This is a genomic window from Oceaniglobus roseus, from assembly GCF_002869745.1.
In the GTDB taxonomy this organism is placed as follows: Bacteria; Pseudomonadota; Alphaproteobacteria; order Rhodobacterales; family Rhodobacteraceae; genus Oceaniglobus; species Oceaniglobus roseus.
In genome coordinates this window covers 1-15,899 of record NZ_PNOS01000061.1, presented here as the reverse complement: position 1 = coordinate 15,899, position 15,899 = coordinate 1, and the positions used below count along the sequence as shown (strand labels likewise).

Here is a 15,899-nt window from a genome sequence, read left to right as displayed (position 1 = left end):
ACGCGGGGGTCCACGGGCCCGCCCAGCCGCGCCACGTCGCTTGCCGCCCGGGTCGCGCCAAGGGTGCGGCGGGCGTGCTCCTCCCGCCCCGGCCGGCACAGCGCCACGGCGACATGCCCCGCAAGGCCCCGCGCCACCGCCGCGCCGATGGCCCCGTAGCCCAGGATCAGGATGTTCATCGTCGCGCCTCCTCCGCTGCCCCGGGCAAGGGACTTTCACCCCTGCCCCTTTTCCGGTTTACTCCGTCCAAACGCAAAGGACAGACCCCCGTGACAGACGAACCCGCCAGTGCCCCGCGCCGTCCCCTGACCCTGCGCGACGTCTCGGACGAGTCCGGGGTCAGCGAGATGACGGTGAGCCGGGTGCTGCGCAACCGCGGCGACGTCAGCGAGGCGACGCGCAACAAGGTGCTGGAGGCGGCGAAGCGGCTCGGCTACGTGCCGAACAAGATCGCCGGCGCGCTGGCCTCGTCCCGGGTGAACCTGGTGGCGGTCATCATCCCCTCGATGTCGAACATGGTCTTTCCCGAGGTGATGACCGGGATCACCCAGGTGCTGGACCGGACCGACCTGCAGCCGGTGGTCGGCATCACCAACTACCAGCCCGACCGGGAAGAGGACGTGCTGTACGAAATGCTGTCCTGGCGGCCCTCGGGCGTCATCATCGCGGGGCTCGAACATTCCGACGCCTCCCGCGCGATGCTCAGGGCCAGTGGCATCCCGGTGGTCGAGATCATGGACGTCGACGGCGAGGCGGTGGATGCCGTCGTCGGCATCTCGCACCGCCGGGCGGGCCGGGAAATGGCCAAGGCGATCGTGAAGCAGGGGTTCGAGCGGATCGGCTTCCTCGGCACCAAGATGCCCATGGACCACCGCGCGCGGAAGAGGTTCGAGGGGTTCACCGAGGCGCTGGCGAAGACCGGGCTCGAGGTGGTCGAGCAGGAATTCTACTCCGGCGGCTCGGCGCTGGTGAAGGGGCGCGAGATGACCGAGGCGATCCTGACGCGGGATCCCGACCTCGATTTCCTCTACTATTCCAACGACATGATCGGGGCCGGCGGGCTTCTTTGGTGCCTCGAGAAGGGGATCGACGTGCCGGGCAGGATCGGCATGGCGGGCTTCAACGGGGTGGAGTTCCTGAAGGGCCTGCCGAAACGGCTCGCCACCATGGACGCCGAGCGGATCGAGATCGGCCGCGCCGCCGCGCAGATCGTCGCCGACCGCGCCTCGGGCGCCGTGACCGAGACCGGCCAGCGGATCGAGCTGGAGCCGCGGCTCCAGGTCGGCGACACCCTGCGCCGCTACAAGCCCTGAGGACCGCGCGCCGGCCGATCACGCTTTTCTCAGGCGGCGCTTTCGCCCCGGCATGCTAGCCTTCCCCGGCACCACAGGGAGGGCACCATGGACCGCAGGAAGGCCAGCGACTTTCACCCCCGCATCCTCGAGATGTTCGACGGCTACGTGCACGGGCACATGTCGAAACGCGACTTCCTGGCGGGCGCCGGGAAATACGCCGCCGCCGGCGTCACCGGCGCGATGATCCTGGAACAGCTCGCGCCGAACTACGCCTGGGCGCAGCAGGTCGCCCCCGACGATCCGGCGATCGAGACGATGACGGCCGAGTACGACAGTCCCGAGGGGCACGGCCGGATGAAGGGTCTGATGGCGAAACCCGCAGGCGCGACCGGCAAGCTGCCGGCGGTGCTGGTGGTGCACGAGAACCGCGGCCTCAACCCCTATATCGAGGACGTGGTAAGGCGCACGGCCAAGGCGGGGTATCTCGCCTTCGGGCCGGACGGGTTGACGCCGCTCGGCGGCTATCCCGGAACCGACGACAAGGGGCGCGAGATGCAGGCCTCGATGGACGGGGCGAAGCTGATGGCCGATTTCTTCGCCGCCTTCGAGTACCTTCGGAACCACGAGGGCAGCACCGGCAAGGTCGGGGCGGTGGGCTTCTGCTACGGCGGCGGGGTCTGCAACGCGCTGGCGGTGGCCTATCCCGAGATGGCGGCCTCGGTCCCCTTCTACGGCCGACAGCCCGACGCGGCCGACGTGCCGTCGATCCAGGCGCCGCTGCTGCTGCACTACGCCGGCCTCGACGAGCGGATCAACGCGGGCTGGCCCGCCTACAAGGCAGCGCTGGACGCGGCGGGCAAGACTTACGAGGCGTACATCTACGAGGGCGTGAACCACGGCTTCCACAACGACACCACGCCGCGCTACGACGAGGCGGCGGCGACGCTGGCGTGGCAGCGGACGCTGGACTGGTTCGGCAAGTACCTGACCTGAGGCGACGACCCCTCGAGCCTTGGCGAGGCGGACCACGGCCCGCCGCGTCCGGCCCCCCGCATCTCAGAGGCGCGAGAGCAGCTCGGCCTTCTTCGCCGAGAACTCCTCGTCGCTGAGGATGCCCCGGTCGCGCAGGTCGGCCAGACGCTCGATCCGCGAGAAGATCTGGTCGTCGCTGAGCGCACCGTGGGCCGAGGACGCAGGCGGCTCGGGCGGCGTAGCTGGAGTGGCAGCAGCGCCCTGCGGATCCGGCTGCGGCGCCTCCGCCACACGCTCCGGCACTTTGCCCGGCATCGCGGCACCCTGCATCGCATCGTGGGGCGGAGGGGCGTCGCCGGTGTCGTGCGGCACGACTGGCAGCTCCGACAGGCGCACCAGTCCGTGCTGGCTGGTGAAGCTCAGGGACTGTCCGCCGCCCTGGGCCTGGCCGAACCCGCCGATCCGGTGATCGCCGCTGTCGTAGATCGTGAGGCGGCCGTTCACCGAGACCGCCAGACGCCGCTTCTCCGGGAAATACGCATACCGCATATCGTTCTGCGACCCTTCCGAGGCGGGCTGCCCGAGGTCTTCGGGCCAGCAGCTGCCGGGATCGTGGACGAACAGGCTCGACTGACCCGAAGCACCCGAGCCCTGGGACTGGTAGTGCTTGCCCGAGGAGTGGCCCTGGCTCTGGGTCTGTCCACGGCCGGGCGCGAACGCTAAAGCGCCGCTCAGGCCTTGGGACAGATCGCTGCACAGCGCGTCGACCCTCGCTTTCAGGGCGTTGTTGAACATGTCGCCCACCATGGTCATGCCGCCCTGGGACCACTGCCCCATGCCGCCGAACTCGGGATGGTCGAACTGGGCCTGGGTGCCGCCGCCCCGGTACAGCGCCTCCAGCATGGCCGTGACGGCCTCGGGGCCGAAGCCGTGGCGGGCCGCGGTCTCTTCCACCAGGCGCTTCCCCTCGGGGGTCAGTGTGCTCATGGCGCGCGTTCCCTGAAACGACGGAGCCGCTGCCAACCGATGGGCAGCGGCTCGGGGTCAATTCCGCGATGCGGGCGAAGTTCCGACAGGGCCGGGCGGGCGGGCGTCGCGCGGCAGCGCGCGGTCGCCCCGCCCGGGCCGCCTCACTGCGGCTGCTTCGCGGTGCGCAGGTAGGGCAGCTTCCTGTCGAACCCGCCGAACTTCGAGTTGCCCTCCTCGTCCGTCACTCCTGCGGTCAGGATCACGTCGTCGCCCATCTTCCAGCCCGCGGGCGTCGCCACCTTGTGCTGCGCGGTCAGGCGGATCGAATCGAGCGCGCGCAGGATCTCGTCGAAGTTGCGCCCCGTCGTCATCGGGTAGGTCAGCGACAGCTTCACCTTCTTGTCCGGCCCGATGATGAACACCGTGCGCACCGTCTGGTTGTCGGCGGGCGTGCGCTTGCCCGGCTCGCCCGAGGCCTCGGCGGGCAGCATGTCGTAGAGCTTGGCGATCTTCATCTCGGGATCGCCGATCATCGGATAGCGCACGTCGTTGCCGGTCAGCGCCTTGATGTCGGACTTCCACTTGTGGTGATCCTCCACCGGGTCGACCGAGATGCCGATGATCTTGGCGTCGCGCTTGGCGAACTCCTCGGCCATGCCCGCCATCATGCCCAGCTCGGTGGTGCAGACCGGGGTGAAGTCCTTCGGGTGCGAGAACAGGATCGCGTAGCCGTCGCCGATCCAGTCGTGGAAATGGATCTCGCCCTCGGTCGTGTCGGCGGTGAAGTCGGGGGCGGTGTCGTTGATGCGCAGGGCCATGTCGGTCTCCTCCTGAAGGTTCCGTTGCGACAGAGATAGGCGCCCGGCGCGCCGCCGTGAAGCACCTTGCGCGCGGAAAGGACATCCGTTTGCCACAGCCCCGGCGGGCCGGACGCCGGTTTCCGACGCCGCGCTGCCGGTGGAACGGCCCGGCTCGGCCCGACTCAGCCCGCAACCGCCGAGAGGCCGAGCAGCGCGCCGTAGAGCATGAAGCACACCGCCAGCCCGCGCCGCACCAGCCGGTTCAGCACCGCCGCCATGGCCAGACGGCCGAGCAGCGCGCCGAGGGTCGTGAAGCCGGTGTAGCTGAGGGCGGTGAGGCTCAGCGCCGTGGGGGCGATCACCCACATCTGGCTCCAGACCGGCACGCCCGGCTCGACGAACTGGGTGAAGGCGGCGAGGTAGCCCGCGACCGATTTCGCATTCACCGTGGCGATCAGGAAGGCCCGGCCGTAGATCGACCGCCCGCTGACCTCCCGCGCCACGGCCGGTTTCCCCGCCGCGCGCCAGCTGCGCACCCCGAGCCCGATCAGCACCGCGGCGCCCACCAGCTTGGCCCAGAAGAACGCCGTCGGCGCGGTGGCGAGCAGCGCCGCCACCCCAGCCGCCGATAGCGTCAGGAACAGCGCCGCCTGGGTCAGGATGCCGAGCACGCCCCAGAGCGCCCGGGGCAACCCGAAGGCCATGCCGTTGGCGATGCAGTTGACGGCGTTCGGCCCCGGCGTGGTGACGAAGAGCGCCCAGAAGCCCGCGAAGACGAGCCAGGCGTGGACGCTCACGTCCGGGCGGCCGCGAAGGTCCGTGCCAGGATCTCTTCCAGCGCCTCGGCGTCCGCGGTCGTGAAGGCGTCGGGCCGGTCGCTGTCGATGTCGAAGACGGCGATCAGCCGGCCGCTGCCGTCGCGCACAGGGATCACCAGCTCCGAGCGCGTGGAGGAGGCGCAGGCGATGTGGCCGGGGAAGGCGTCGACATCCGGCACCAGCTGGGTCTGCCCGCTCCGCGCCGCGGCACCGCAGACGCCGCGGGAGAAGGGGATAACCAGGCAGCCGTGGCCGCCCTGGTAGGGGCCGATCTTCAGCATCTCCGGCGCCGTGACCCGGTAGAAGCCGGTCCAGTCGAAGCGGTCGTCGGCATGGTGCACCTCGCAGGCGACGGTGGCCATGAGCGCCACGGCGTCGGTTTCACCCTCGGTCAGGCTGGCGATGGTTTTCGAGAGCGTCGGGTAGTCAACGGTCATGGTCGGTCCTGATGGCTGGCGGAGGAGGGGGCTGCCCGCCCCCACGGCGCCTGCGGCGCCTCCCCCGGGGATATTTGGGAAGCAAAGATGGATCAGTCGCGTTCGATGGCGATGGCCGTGCCCTCGCCGCCGCCGATGCAGATGGCGGCGATGCCGCGCTTCAGGCCGCGGGCCTCGAGCGCGTGCAGGAGCGTCGTGACGATCCGCGCGCCCGAGGCGCCGATGGGATGGCCGAGGGCGCAGGCCCCGCCGTTCACGTTGACCACGTCGCGGGGCAGGTCCATCTCGCGCATGAAGGCCATGGGGACGACGGCGAAGGCCTCGTTCACCTCCCAGAGGTCGACGTCGGCGGCGCGCCAGCCGAGCCGGTCGAGAAGTTTCCGCGCCGCCGGCACCGGCGCCGTGGTGAACCAGCCCGGCGCCTGGGCGTGGGTGGCGTGGCCGCGGATCACGGCGCGGCGGGGGAGGCGTTCGGCCGCCACCCCGGTGGCCAGCACCAGCGCCGCGGCGCCGTCGGAGATGGAGGAGGCGTTGGCCGCGGTCACGGTGCCGCCCTCGCGGAACGCGGGCTTCAGGTTCGGGATGCGGTCGGGGCGGGCCTTGCCGGGCTGTTCGTCCTCGTCCACCGTCACGGCACCGCCGCGCCCCGCCACCTCGACCGGCACAATCTCGGCCGCGAAGGCGCCGGAGGCCCCGGCGGCCAGCGCCCGTTCCAGCGACGCGATGGCATAGTCGTCCTGCATCGCGCGGCTGAACTGGAAGGCCTCGGCGCAGTCCTCGGCGAAGGTGCCCATGAGGCGGCCCTTGTCGTAGGCGTCCTCGAGCCCGTCGAGGAACATCGAATCGATCACCTGGCCGTGGCCGATCCGCGCCCCGCCGCGCATCTTGGGCAGGAGGTACGGCGCGTTCGACATGCTTTCCATGCCACCCGCGACGATCACCCCCGCCTGCCCGAGGGCCAGCCGGTCGAAGGCCTGCATCGCCGCCTGCATCCCCGAGCCGCACATCTTGTTCACCGTCGTCGCCGGCACCTCCTCGCCCAGGCCCGCGGCGAAGCCCGCCTGGCGCGCGGGCGCCTGGCCGAGGCCCGCGGGCAGGACGCAGCCCATTACCACCTCGTCCACCGCCGGGCGCCCGGCATCGTCGAGCGCGGCGGCGATCGCCGCACCGCCGAGCGCGGGCGCCGCCAGCGGCGACAGCGCCCCCTGGAAGCCGCCCATGGCGGTGCGGCGGGCGGCGGCGATCACGACCTCGGTCATCGGGGGCTCCTTCGGAGGTTTCGGCGTTCTGGCGACGGTTAGGGAAAGGTAAGGACTTCGCGGCTACTGATTTCCGCAAGGTGCCGAGAGGAGCTTCGGAATGCAACTGGACACGGCGATGATCGACGGCACGATGGTGGTCACGGTGCGCGAGGACCGGATGGATGCGGCCGTCGCCATCGACTTCAAGGAACGGATGCGCGACGTGACCCTCGATGCGCCGGGCCGGGTGATCCTGGATCTCGCCCAGGTGCGGTTCCTGGACAGCAGCGGCCTTGGCGCGATCATCGGCGCGATGAAGCAGCTCGGCAGCCGGCGGCGGCTGGAACTGGCGGGGCTGAAACCGCCGGTGGCCAAGGTGTTCCGCCTGACCCGGATCGACACGATCTTCGTGATCCACAACGATGTCGCGGCCGCCCTGACCGAGGACGGAAGCCGACCGCACGGCGGCACCGCCCATGCGTGTTGACCCCCACAAGCGGCCGCTGCCGGCCCGCCGCCCCGGCACGCGCGGCCGCTCGGTGGAGTTGCGGATGGTCTTCTCCTGCACGCCGCTGGGCGTGCGCGGCGCCCTCGCGCGCATCCTCGCCGGCCTCGGCGCGATGGAGCTTTCGGCGGACGACAGCAGCACGGTGGAGCTGGTGCTGGCGGAGGTGCTGAACAACGTCTCGGAACATGCCTATCGCGACGATCCCGAGGGCCTGATCGAGGTGCAGCTGACCCAGACCCGGGCGGGCCTGGGCTGCCGGGTGATCGACAGCGGCCATGCCCTGCCCGGGTGCCGCCTCCCGCCCCTGCGCGTGCCCGATCCGGACCGGCCGCTCTGCGACCAGCCCGAGGGGGGCTTCGGCTGGTACCTGATCCACCGGCTGACCCGCGATCTGGCCTATCTCCGGGACGGCGGGCGCAACATCCTGAGCTTCCGCATCGACGTCGACCAGTCCCTGCGCCGCAACTGAGCGGACCCGGCCGCGCGCGCCGCGGTCCGACGGCCGCCGCTTCCGCGGGGCAGCCGCAATCGCGCGCTTGCGCGGAGCCCCGGGACGGCCCGGCACCGAGTGACGGAACCTCGCCGCACCCCGTCGGCCGTTCGCTCTCACCTGTCCCGGGACGCCGCCTGCCGGAAGACGGATCGCCGCCCTCCCCTCCGGCCCAGGGAGGGACGGCGCAGGGGATTACACCGTGGGTTGAGCGGGGGTCCGCGAAAGCCGCAAGAATGCCCCGCTTCCCCCCCACCGCGAACAGGAGTCCGGGGGAAAAGGAGGCTGTAGCTGCTTTGAAGCTTCACCCGGCGCCGCGACCAACAGCCCCCACCCAGTCCGCGGCGCCGGGACACGCCTTCCCCCGATCACCGATGACGGCGCCGCGCCTGCTTCCCCGTCGGCCCCGCGCCTTCGCCATTGCATCCGCCACCCGAGCCCCTAGGGTAGCCCGCGACAGCCAGCGGAGACCCAAGATGCGCGATTTCCACCTGCCCGGCCGGTCGGCCGTCTATGCCGAGAACGGGATCTGCGCGACGTCGCATCCGCTGGCCGCGAAGGTCGCCGTCCAGATCCTCGAAGCCGGGGGCAACGCCGTGGACGCCGCCATTGCCGGGGCCGTGCTGCTGGGCATCTGCGAGCCGCAGATGACCGGGATCGGCGGCGACTGCTTCGTGCTGTTTTCGCTCCCCGGGAGCGACGAGGTCCGGGCGCTGAACGGCTCGGGCCGGGCGCCCGCGGGCCTGTCGGCGGCGGCGCTGCGCGACAGGGGGCATCAGAGCATCCCGCTGACCTCGGCCCATGCGGTGACGGTGCCGGGCGCCATCGACGCCTTCTGCAGGCTGTCGAAGGACTGGGGGAAGATGGGGCTGGCGGGAAGCCTCGCCCCCGCCGTGCATTATGCCGAGGCGGGCGTGCCCGTCGCGCCGCGGGTCGCCGCGGACTGGGCGCAGGCGGTGGACACGTTGCAGGGTCCGGCGCGCGCAGCCTACCTGCTGGACGGCCGGGCGCCCAAGGCGGGGCAAACCTTCCGCGCCCCCGGCCAGGCCGAGGTGCTGCGCCGCATCGCGACCGAGGGGCGCGACGCCTTCTACGAGGGCGAGATCGCCGAGGACATGGTCGCCGCGCTGCGTGCCGCGGGGGGCAGCCACACGCTGGAGGATTTCGCCGCCACCGCCTGCGACTATACCGAGCCGGTGTCGGGCCATTACAAGGGGATCGAGCTGGTCGAGCATCCGCCGAACGGCCAGGGGGCGACGGCGGTGCTGCTGGCCAACATCCTGTCGCACTTCGACATCGCGGCGATGGATCCGTTCGGCACCGATCGCGCCCATATCGAGGCCGAGGCGTCGAAGCTGGCCTACGACGCGCGCAACCGCTTCCTGTGCGACCCCGACCACATGACGAAGCTCGACCACATGCTTTCGCCCGAGACGGCCCAGAAGCTGGCCGCGCTGATCGACCCGAAGCGGGCCTCGGCCCATGTCGCCGAGCTGACCGAGTCGGTGCACAGGGACACGATCTACATCACCGTGGTCGACAAGGACCGGATGGCCGTCTCGCTGATCTACTCGGTGTTCCACAGCTTCGGGTCTGGCATCGCGTCCGGGAAGTTCGGCATCCTGTTCCAGAACCGGGGCGCGGGCTTCACCCTGGCCGAGGGGCATCCGAACGAGGCCGGAGGCGGCAAGCGGCCGATGCACACGATCATTCCGGGGATGCTGCGGCAGGAGGGCCGCGTCATCATGCCCTTCGGCGTGATGGGCGGGGCCTATCAGTCCTGCGGGCATGTCCGGTTCCTGAGCAACATGACGGACTTCGGAATGGACCCGCAAAGCGCTATCGACGCCCCCCGCGCCTTCGCGGACGCGGGCGAGCTGAGGGTCGAGCGCGGCTACCGCGATGCCGTGCGCCGCGAGCTGGCGGAGATGGGGCACAAGGTGGTCATCCCCGAGACCGCCATCGGCGGGGCGCAGGCGATCCGCATCCACGACAGCGGCGTGCTGGAAGGCGCGTCGGACCCCCGCAAGGACGGCTGCGCCCTGGGCTATTGAGGCCCGTTCAAGGAAAGGAAACAGGAATGCCGATCACCCCCGTGTCCGAAATGGTGAAGCGCGCCAAGGCCGAGATCACGACGCTGTCGGTGGAGGACGCGCAGTCCCGCGTCGCCGAGGGGACCGCGATGCTGGTCGACATCCGCGACCCGCGCGAGCTGGAGCGCGAGGGACGCGTGCCGGGCGCGATGCACGTTCCGCGCGGGATGCTGGAGTTCTGGGTCGATCCCGCCAGCCCCTACCACAAGCCCGCGCTGGCCACCGACAAGACGCTGATCCTGTTCTGCGCGGGCGCCGCACGCTCGGCCCTGTCGGCGCAGACGCTTCAGAACATGGGGATGGAGAACGTGGCCGAGCTTGAAGGGGGATTCAAGCACTGGAAGGAAAGCGGCGCCCCGGTCGAGGCCTAGTTCATCTGGATCTCGAGGGGATAGGCGCCATCGCGGAAATCGCCGAAAAGGTCGGGCAGATCGGGGTGATCCACCGGGCGCCCGGAATAGTCGGCCACCAGGTTCTGCTCGGACACATAGGCGACGTAATAGCTTTGATCGTTCTCGGCCAGGAGATGATAGAAGGGCTGATCCTTCGCGGGCCGGCTTTCTTCCGGGATCGCCTCGTACCACTCCTCGGTGTTGGCGAAGGTGGGGTCGACATCGAAGACCACACCGCGAAACGGATGCTTGCGATGACGGACAACCTGGCCCAGATGATATTTGGCTCGCGTCTTCAACATCGTGCGATCCCCCTCGAATGTGTTCATATTGTGGCAGGGGAGTGGCTGTCCATGCAAGCCACGGGACGTCGGAGAAACAGTCTGTGAGCGTGTTTCTTACAGTTGTCCAGGTCGTTGCCCCCGTTTTCCTGCTGGCCGCCATCGGGTTCGCCTGGGTGAAGCTCGGCTTCGAGTACCGGATCCAGTTCGTCACCCGCCTGGCGATGACGCTGTCGGTGCCCTGCCTGATCTTCACCGCCCTGATGCAGACGAAGATCGATCCCGCCGCCCTCGGCACCGTGTCGCTGGCCACCGTCGCGGCCTATGCCGCGGTGACGGTGGCGATGCTGGCGTTGCTGCTGGTGGCCGGGCTGGATCTGCGCACCTACCTCGCGCCGCTGGTCTTCGGCAACACCGGCAACGTCGGTCTGCCGCTCGCCCTCTTCGCCTTCGGGGACGAGGGACTGGGCTATGCCGTGGTGATCTTCGCGATCATGGCGATCTACTCGTTCACCGCCGGAATCTGGATCGTTTCGGGGGGTGGAAGCGTGGTAAAGGCGTTGAAAGAGCCGCTTTTGGCGGCAACGCTGCTGGGCGTGCTGTTCCTCGTCATGGGCTGGGAGACGCCGGCCTTCCTGACCAACACGCTGAAACTGATCGGCCAGATGGCGATCCCGCTCATGCTGATCACCCTCGGCGTGGCGGTCGCGCGGCTGAGGCCCGGACGCTTCGGACCGGCGATCGGGCTGTCGCTGTTCAAGGCGCTGGCCTGCGCCGGAATCGCCGTCGCCGCGGGCCGCTGGTTCGCCCTGCCCCCGGTGGCCTTCGCGGTCCTGGTGCTCCAGGTCTCGACCCCGGTGGCCGTGACCAGCTATCTCCTGGCCGAGAAATACGGGGCGGATTCGGATGCCGTGGCGGGGATGGTCGTGGTCTCGACCCTGATGGCGGTGGCCGCGCTGCCGGTCACACTCGCGTTTGTCATGTGAGACGACGGGAATTTGAGGTTCAACATTTGGCCTCAATCCGCTAAACTTTCCCAAAACAAAAGACAAATAGCGAGAGGCAGATGAGCAGACGTCTTCGCGCCCTGATTCTATTGCTGTTCGTGGCAAGCTGCGGCAGCCGCGATCATTCGGCGCCCCGCAACCTGGAAAACGCCTGCGCCATCGTGGCCGAGCGTCCGCATTACCTGACCGCCATGAAGCGCACCGAGCGGAAGTGGGGCATCCCCGTCGCCGTGCAGATGGCGACGATCTACCAGGAATCGAAGTTCATCGGCGACGCCCGCACTCCGCACAAGTACGCGCTCGGGATCATTCCCATGGGCCGACAGTCCTCGGCCTTCGGCTATTCCCAGGCGCTGGACGGCACCTGGGACGAGTACCGCGAGAAGGAGGGGCGCCGCCGCGCGAAGCGTGACGACATCGACGACGCGACCGATTTCATGGGCTGGTACATGCACGAAAGCTCGACCCGCCTCGGCATCCCGAAATGGGACGCGAAGAATCACTATCTCGCCTATCACGAGGGGCGCACCGGCTTTGCCCGGGCCAGCTACAACGGCAAGCCCTGGCTGCTCACCGTCTCGGACAAGGTGGCCGACCGCGCCGTGACCTACGACGCGCAGCTCCGGGCTTGCGGCAAGAACTGAACTCGCGGGCGGGGCTCAGCCCCGCCGCTTCGCCGTCTCCGCCGAGATGTTGAACAGCTGCGAGGGCAGGCTGCCGCCCGCCTTCAGATCGCCAAGCACCACGGTCGTCTTCGTGCCCGAGCCGTCGGTGATGACCCACTGGCGCAGCTGCACCGGGTTGTCGGTGAAGACGAGGTCGATCTTGCCGTATTCCGGATGCGCCGGATCCTGGGCGGTGACGATGGTCTTCGTCCCTTCCTCCCGGTGGCCCACCACCATGTTGCGCCGCCCGAGGTCGACGTTGCGCTCGAGGATGATGGACAGGGGCGTGCGGCTCAGCGGATACTGCTCGGGGCCGTTGGCGTTGGACTTCGCGTCGAACACGGCGACCGAGCCCGCGCCAACCACCACCAGCGACTTCTCGGGCGGGTTGTAGTCGAAGCGCATCTTGCCGGGGCGCGAGATGTAGATCTTGCCGGTCGAGATCGTGCCGTCGTCGTTGATCTGGGTGAAGTCCGACGTCGCGGTCTGCAACCCGTTCAGGTAGCGCGAGATCGTGTTCAGCGGGATCTTCGCCGCGAAGGCGGGCGAGGCCGCGGCCAGTACGGATGCGGCGGCGGTGCCTGCGATGAAAGTGCGTCGGGTCAGCATGTCGTCCTCATTTCGGCGGTTCGCCTTGGATATAGGCGCAGGGTCGGGCAGGTGCCACTGATAGGCAATAACAGGCCGGGGGGGCCTCGGGTTGCATCGGATGTCAACGAAGATCGCGGCGAGGATCGAAAGGAAGATTCCCGCGCCGGTTTGACATTGCCCGCCCGCTGCCCTTCCCTTGCGCCGCAGACCGCCCCTTCCGAAGGATACCGACTCCCGTGAACGACCCGGCCCCGCCTCCCCTGCCCCGGCTCTCGCTCACCCGCAGCCACGTCGCGCGGGTGCACCGCGAGATCGCCGACGGGATCCAGGAGCCCCGGCTGACCCTGCTCTCCGAGGCGGGGATGGAGCGTGCGGCGCAGAGCCTTGCCCGCTCCGCAGGCCGGGGGGACTTCTGGGTGTTCACCTACGGCTCGCTGATCTGGAAGCCCGCCTTCGACACGGTCGAGCGGCGGATCGGAATGGCACGCGGCTGGCGGCGGGCCTTCTGCCTCGACATGCACAGCTGGCGGGCGACGCCCGAGCAGCCGGGCCTGATGCTGGCGCTGACCGAGGGCGGCAGCTGCACCGGCGCCGTCTACCGGATGCCCGAGGGCGATCCGCTCGACCACATGCGCCGCCTGCTCGAGCGCGAGGTCGACCATGTCGAGGCGCTGCCCTGGATCCGCTGGCTGACGGTGGAGACCGCGGAGGGGCCGCTTCGGGCCCTGGCCTTCTACTGCACGCCGCTGGCGGGCAATGGCCTGATCCACCTGCCCCTGCCCCGGCAGACCGAGCGGCTGGCCCGGGCGGTCGGGCCGAAGGGCAGCTGCGCCGAGTACCTGCTGAACACGGTGGAGGCGCTGGCCGCGCTCGACATCCGCGACGATTACCTGTGGGAGTTGCAGCACAGCGTGGCCGACGAGATCGACCGCCTGTTTCCCCCGGCCTGAGCCGCGCGTTGCGGGGCGCGGGATGCGCGTCTGCCCGGAGGGTTGCGCGGGGTGGCAGGCCCCCGGGGCTTTGCCCCGGACCCCAGGATATTTGGGAAGCAAAGATGGGAGAGGCCCCCGCCCCCGGAGGGGCAGGGCCGTCGGCGCCTACTGCGGTTCGGGAACCAGCACCTCGCGCTTGCCGACGTGGTTGGCGGAGGAGACGACGCCCTCTTCCTCCATCTGCTCGACCAGGCGCGCGGCCTTGTTGTAGCCGATGGCGAGCTTCCTCTGGATGTAGGAGGTCGAGCACTTGCGGTCCTTGATGACGATCGCCACCGCGGTGTCGTAGAGCGCGTTCTCCATGTCGTCGCTGTTGCCGCCGCCGAGGCCGAGCACCGCGTCGATGTTGCTTTCGGCCTCGCTGTCCGGCCCCTCGATGACGCCCGACATGTACTTCGGCGGGCCGAAGCCCTTGAGGTAGTTGACGATCTCCTCGACCTCCTCGTCCGAGCAGAAGGGACCGTGGACGCGGACGATCTTCGACCCGCCGGCCATGTAGAGCATGTCGCCCATGCCGAGCAGCTGTTCCGCCCCCTGCTCGCCGAGGATGGTGCGGCTGTCGATCTTGGACGTCACCTGGAAGGAGATCCGGGTCGGGAAGTTGGCCTTGATCGTGCCGGTGATGACGTCGACCGAGGGGCGCTGGGTCGCCATGATGAGGTGGATGCCCGAGGCCCGCGCCATCTGCGCAAGGCGCTGGATGCAGGCCTCGATCTCTTTCCCCGCGACCATCATCAGGTCGGCCATCTCGTCGACGATGACGACGATAAAGGGCAGCAGTTCCGGCTGCGTCTCCTCCGTCTCGAACACCGGCTCCCCGGTGTCGTCGTCGAAGCCGGTCTGGACGGTGCGCGAGAACATCTCGCCCTTCTCCAGCGCCTCGCGGACGCGGCCGTTGTAGCCCTCGATGTTCCGCACGCCCATCTTCGACATCTTGCGGTAGCGGTCCTCCATCTCGCCCACGACCCATTTCAGGGCGACGACCGCCTTCTTCGGGTCGGTGACGACGGGGGAAAGCAGGTGCGGGATGCCGTCGTAGACGGAGAGTTCCAGCATCTTCGGGTCGATCATGATCATCCGGCACTCGTCCGGGGTCAGCTTGTAGAGCAGCGACAGGATCATGGTGTTGATCGCCACCGACTTGCCCGAGCCGGTGGTCCCGGCGATCAGCAGGTGGGGCATCTTGGCGAGGTTGGCGACCACCGGGTCGCCGCCGATGTCCTTGCCGAGGGCGAGCGGCAGGCGCATTGTCGAGTCGCCGAAATCGCGCGAGGCGAGGATCTCGCGCAGGACGCACATCTCGCGGTTCTCGTTCGGCAGTTCGATCCCGATGACCGACCTCCCCGGCACGGTCGAGACGCGGGCCGACAGCGCCGACATCGACCGGGCGATGTCGTCGGACAGGCCGATCACGCGGGAGGCCTTCAGGCCCGGCGCCGGCTCCAGCTCGTACATCGTGACGACGGGGCCGGGGCGGACCGAGACGATCTCGCCCTTCACGCCGTAGTCGTCGAGCACGGATTCGAGCATCCGCGCGTTCTCTTCCAGCGCCTCGTCGGAGAGGTGGTGGCGGGTCACGGTGTCGGGGTTGGTCAGCAGCGACAGCGGCGGGCGCTCGTAGTCGTCGCCGCCGTCGTCGAACTGGAGCGCCGGTTGCGCTTCGGCGCGGGCCTGCTTCGACAGGGGCACCGCCTTCTTCGGCGGCTGCTGGACGACGGCCTTCGCCGGGGCGGCCACTGGGGCCGAGGCGGCGTGGCTGAAGACCGGGGTCTTCTGCGGCTGGGGGGCCACCAGCTCGGGTTCGGGCAGCGGCGCGGCCTCGAGCTCGGCATCCTCCCAGACGTCGTAATGGACGGCGTCGTCGGCCTCGTGGGCCTCCTGCGCGTAATGCGCCGCCTGCGCCGCGGTCAGCGGCGGCTCGGCCGGCATCCGCGGCGCGCGCGGCGTGGTGTCGAGGATCATCGGCTGCGGTCCGCGGGGATGGCGCGCCTTCAGCGGCGGCTCGGCCCGGCCGGGGATCGTCGCGGTCAGGATCGGCTTGGCGCGCACCCGCGCCTTGATGACATCGGCGATCTTCGCCTTGATCCGGTCGTCGCCCTCGGGCGTCGGCGCCGCGTGGAACGCGGGCTCCTGCCAGGCGGGCTCGGCCGCGGCCGCCGCGGGGGCCGCGGGTGGCCCCGCCCGGGGGGGCGGCCGTGCGGAACGCGGGATGGTGGTCGTCCCCCCGCCCCGCCATGCCGATCACGTCGTTGACCTGCACCTCGCGGCAGGCCCGCACGCAGAGGCCGCACTGGATGCAGGCGTCAAGGTTCACCGACATCGCAACGTGGCTGTCGTCGAGCAGCGGG

16 protein-coding genes and 2 pseudogenes are annotated in these 15,899 nt (G+C 69.7%); 9 read left to right on the top strand and 9 right to left on the bottom strand.

What is annotated here, in order from left to right; translation table 11 throughout:
* The first annotated feature begins 269 nt into the window (after positions 1-269).
* Both A7B20_RS20325 and yghX read left to right on the top strand, forming a co-directional pair.
* Positions 270-1,313 (top strand): LacI family DNA-binding transcriptional regulator, encoded by a 1,044-nt coding sequence (locus A7B20_RS20325; protein ID WP_102110414.1) that lies wholly within the window; start codon positions 270-272, stop codon positions 1,311-1,313.
* Between the two features lie 87 nt (positions 1,314-1,400).
* Entirely contained in the window at positions 1,401-2,288 is an 888-nt protein-coding gene (gene yghX, locus A7B20_RS20320) for a YghX family hydrolase (RefSeq protein WP_102110413.1), read from the top strand.
* A 63-nt stretch (positions 2,289-2,351) separates the two neighbouring features.
* Here yghX and A7B20_RS20315 read toward each other — a convergent pair whose 3' ends face one another.
* The 5 genes from A7B20_RS20315 to A7B20_RS20295 form a co-directional block, all read right to left on the bottom strand.
* The gene (locus A7B20_RS20315; protein WP_102110412.1) at positions 2,352-3,254 is read right to left on the bottom strand and encodes an SHOCT domain-containing protein; all 903 of its coding nucleotides are present in this window, start codon (positions 3,252-3,254) and stop codon (positions 2,352-2,354) included.
* Positions 3,255-3,397: 143 nt separating this feature from the next.
* Positions 3,398-4,054 carry a peroxiredoxin gene (locus A7B20_RS20310; protein ID WP_102110411.1) on the bottom strand — a complete coding sequence of 219 codons (657 nt, stop codon included), beginning with the start codon at positions 4,052-4,054 and terminating at the stop codon, positions 3,398-3,400.
* Between the two features lie 164 nt (positions 4,055-4,218).
* Positions 4,219-4,833, bottom strand: a complete 615-nt coding sequence (locus A7B20_RS20305; RefSeq protein WP_102110410.1) for a LysE family translocator — start codon at positions 4,831-4,833, stop codon at positions 4,219-4,221.
* Entirely contained in the window at positions 4,830-5,291 is a 462-nt protein-coding gene (locus A7B20_RS20300; RefSeq protein ID WP_102110409.1) for a GAF domain-containing protein, read from the bottom strand. Before A7B20_RS20300 ends, A7B20_RS20305 begins: the two co-directional genes overlap by 4 nt.
* A 92-nt stretch (positions 5,292-5,383) precedes the next feature.
* Positions 5,384-6,550, bottom strand: a complete 1,167-nt coding sequence (locus A7B20_RS20295; protein ID WP_102110408.1) for an acetyl-CoA C-acyltransferase — start codon at positions 6,548-6,550, stop codon at positions 5,384-5,386.
* Between the two features lie 100 nt (positions 6,551-6,650).
* Here A7B20_RS20295 and A7B20_RS20290 point away from each other — a divergent pair, with 100 nt between their 5' ends.
* The 4 genes from A7B20_RS20290 to A7B20_RS20275 all read left to right on the top strand — a co-directional run bounded on the left by A7B20_RS20290 (position 6,651) and on the right by A7B20_RS20275 (position 9,994).
* The gene (locus tag A7B20_RS20290; protein ID WP_102110407.1) at positions 6,651-7,019 is read left to right on the top strand and encodes an STAS domain-containing protein; all 369 of its coding nucleotides are present in this window, start codon (positions 6,651-6,653) and stop codon (positions 7,017-7,019) included.
* Positions 7,009-7,509 carry an ATP-binding protein gene (locus A7B20_RS20285; protein ID WP_102110406.1) on the top strand — a complete coding sequence of 167 codons (501 nt, stop codon included), beginning with the start codon at positions 7,009-7,011 and terminating at the stop codon, positions 7,507-7,509. Before A7B20_RS20290 ends, A7B20_RS20285 begins: the two co-directional genes overlap by 11 nt.
* 497 nt (positions 7,510-8,006) lie before the next feature.
* Positions 8,007-9,584, top strand: a complete 1,578-nt coding sequence (locus tag A7B20_RS20280; RefSeq protein ID WP_102110405.1) for a gamma-glutamyltransferase family protein — start codon at positions 8,007-8,009, stop codon at positions 9,582-9,584.
* Positions 9,585-9,610: 26 nt separating this feature from the next.
* Positions 9,611-9,994 carry a rhodanese-like domain-containing protein gene (locus A7B20_RS20275; RefSeq protein ID WP_102110404.1) on the top strand — a complete coding sequence of 128 codons (384 nt, stop codon included), beginning with the start codon at positions 9,611-9,613 and terminating at the stop codon, positions 9,992-9,994.
* Here the strand turns inward: A7B20_RS20275 and hspQ are convergent.
* Entirely contained in the window at positions 9,991-10,317 is a 327-nt protein-coding gene (gene hspQ / locus A7B20_RS20270; protein ID WP_102110403.1) for a heat shock protein HspQ, read from the bottom strand. The genes A7B20_RS20275 and hspQ overlap by 4 nt on opposite strands.
* An 83-nt stretch (positions 10,318-10,400) precedes the next feature.
* Here hspQ and A7B20_RS20265 point away from each other — a divergent pair, with 83 nt between their 5' ends.
* Both A7B20_RS20265 and A7B20_RS20260 read left to right on the top strand, forming a co-directional pair.
* Positions 10,401-11,282, top strand: coding sequence for an AEC family transporter (locus tag A7B20_RS20265; protein WP_102110402.1), 882 nt, complete (start codon positions 10,401-10,403; stop codon positions 11,280-11,282).
* An 80-nt stretch (positions 11,283-11,362) separates the two neighbouring features.
* Positions 11,363-11,947 carry a transglycosylase SLT domain-containing protein gene (locus tag A7B20_RS20260; protein ID WP_102110401.1) on the top strand — a complete coding sequence of 195 codons (585 nt, stop codon included), beginning with the start codon at positions 11,363-11,365 and terminating at the stop codon, positions 11,945-11,947.
* A 15-nt stretch (positions 11,948-11,962) separates the two neighbouring features.
* On the opposite strand, the gene A7B20_RS20255 is transcribed toward A7B20_RS20260, so the two are convergent.
* Positions 11,963-12,577, bottom strand: coding sequence for a LolA family protein (locus A7B20_RS20255; protein ID WP_102110400.1), 615 nt, complete (start codon positions 12,575-12,577; stop codon positions 11,963-11,965).
* Positions 12,578-12,795: 218 nt separating this feature from the next.
* On the opposite strand from A7B20_RS20255, the gene A7B20_RS20250 reads away from it, so the two are divergent.
* Complete coding sequence (locus A7B20_RS20250; protein WP_102110399.1) at positions 12,796-13,509, top strand: gamma-glutamylcyclotransferase; 714 nt, start codon at positions 12,796-12,798, stop codon at positions 13,507-13,509.
* A 147-nt stretch (positions 13,510-13,656) separates the two neighbouring features.
* Here A7B20_RS20250 and A7B20_RS20245 read toward each other — a convergent pair.
* A pseudogene (locus A7B20_RS20245) lies at positions 13,657-15,273 on the bottom strand (DNA translocase FtsK); the annotation flags it as partial.
* A 394-nt stretch (positions 15,274-15,667) separates the two neighbouring features.
* Positions 15,668-15,899, bottom strand: a pseudogene (locus A7B20_RS21685) (4Fe-4S binding protein); the annotation flags it as partial.

Excerpts from the sequence above, each read along its gene's own strand:
- A7B20_RS20300 (WP_102110409.1), bottom strand. The coding sequence starts at position 5,291 with ATGACCGTTGACTACCCGACGCTCTCGAAAACCATCGCCAGCCTGACC.
- yghX (WP_102110413.1), top strand. The coding sequence starts at position 1,401 with ATGGACCGCAGGAAGGCCAGCGACTTTCACCCCCGCATCCTCGAGATG.
- A7B20_RS20255 (WP_102110400.1), bottom strand. The coding sequence starts at position 12,577 with ATGCTGACCCGACGCACTTTCATCGCAGGCACCGCCGCCGCATCCGTA.
- hspQ (WP_102110403.1), bottom strand. The coding sequence starts at position 10,317 with ATGTTGAAGACGCGAGCCAAATATCATCTGGGCCAGGTTGTCCGTCAT.
- A7B20_RS20275 (WP_102110404.1), top strand. The coding sequence starts at position 9,611 with ATGCCGATCACCCCCGTGTCCGAAATGGTGAAGCGCGCCAAGGCCGAG.
- A7B20_RS20280 (WP_102110405.1), top strand. The coding sequence starts at position 8,007 with ATGCGCGATTTCCACCTGCCCGGCCGGTCGGCCGTCTATGCCGAGAAC.
- A7B20_RS20310 (WP_102110411.1), bottom strand. The coding sequence starts at position 4,054 with ATGGCCCTGCGCATCAACGACACCGCCCCCGACTTCACCGCCGACACG.
- A7B20_RS20295 (WP_102110408.1), bottom strand. The coding sequence starts at position 6,550 with ATGACCGAGGTCGTGATCGCCGCCGCCCGCCGCACCGCCATGGGCGGC.
- A7B20_RS20285 (WP_102110406.1), top strand. The coding sequence starts at position 7,009 with ATGCGTGTTGACCCCCACAAGCGGCCGCTGCCGGCCCGCCGCCCCGGC.
- A7B20_RS20260 (WP_102110401.1), top strand. The coding sequence starts at position 11,363 with ATGAGCAGACGTCTTCGCGCCCTGATTCTATTGCTGTTCGTGGCAAGC.
- A7B20_RS20290 (WP_102110407.1), top strand. The coding sequence starts at position 6,651 with ATGCAACTGGACACGGCGATGATCGACGGCACGATGGTGGTCACGGTG.
- A7B20_RS20315 (WP_102110412.1), bottom strand. The coding sequence starts at position 3,254 with ATGAGCACACTGACCCCCGAGGGGAAGCGCCTGGTGGAAGAGACCGCG.